Origin of the sequence: Dietzia sp. CW19 (genome assembly GCF_014145265.1) — a bacterium.
GTDB classification, from domain to species: Bacteria; Actinomycetota; Actinomycetes; order Mycobacteriales; family Mycobacteriaceae; genus Dietzia; species Dietzia natronolimnaea.
On sequence record NZ_JAALEE010000550.1, the window covers coordinates 1,476 to 2,284 of the forward strand.

The window sequence follows — 809 nt, forward strand, 5'->3', positions numbered from 1 at the left end:
CGACGTGTGGCGCCACACCTGGTGGCATCTGTTCCTCCTGATCCCGTTCTGGGCACTGGTCGCCTATCTGGTCCTGCCCCGGCTGCAGACGCTGATCACCTCGGTGTACGTGCCGGGATACTTCATCGCGCGGACCCGGACGTCTGACGGGTTGCTGGGGGACCCGGTCAACCTGGCCGTCGACGGCACCGCCCGTCAGATCCACGAGACCATGACGGCCTGCGGGTGGGTGCTGGCCGACGACATCACGGTCCGGTCCTCCTGGGGCATCATCATGTCCTCGGTGCTCCGGCGGTCCTACCCCTCCGCGCCGGTGAGCCCCCTGCGGCTCTTCGGACGCAGGCAGTGTCTGGCCTACCAGCAGGAGGTCGAGGGCAACGCCGCGCAACGGCACCACGTCCGGTTCTGGCGGTGCCCAGACGGGTGGCTGCTGCCCGGCGGCCACCGCGTGCAGTGGCTCGGGGCCGGCACCTACGACCGGGCCGTGGGTTTGTCGCTGTTCACCCTCCAGGTGACGCACAAGATCGACGCGGACATCGACGTGGAGCGCGACTACATCGTGGACTCGATCCGCTACCACGTCCCCGCCGCGGGTGTTCGGGTGCTCGAGAACTTCTCCGCCGGCTACCACTCCCGCAACGGCGGGGGTGACGCGATCCGCACCGACGGTGACCTACCGGTGGTGGACCTGAGGTCCGTACCGGTCCCCGAGGCGTCGGCGGCAGGGCTCCCGGCCGGGGTGGTGCGGGCCGCCCGCGGGTACGACGACCCCCAGGCGGAGGGCGGGCTGGCGTCGGGGGACGCCGACC

Annotated in this window: 1 protein-coding gene; it reads left to right on the plus strand. The window is 71.0% G+C overall.

Translation table 11 applies throughout. The annotated features are described in order from the left end of the window. Positions 1–809, plus strand: an 809-nt coding sequence (locus G6021_RS15600) for an LssY C-terminal domain-containing protein (protein ID WP_241736611.1), incomplete at both ends; no start/stop codon positions are given.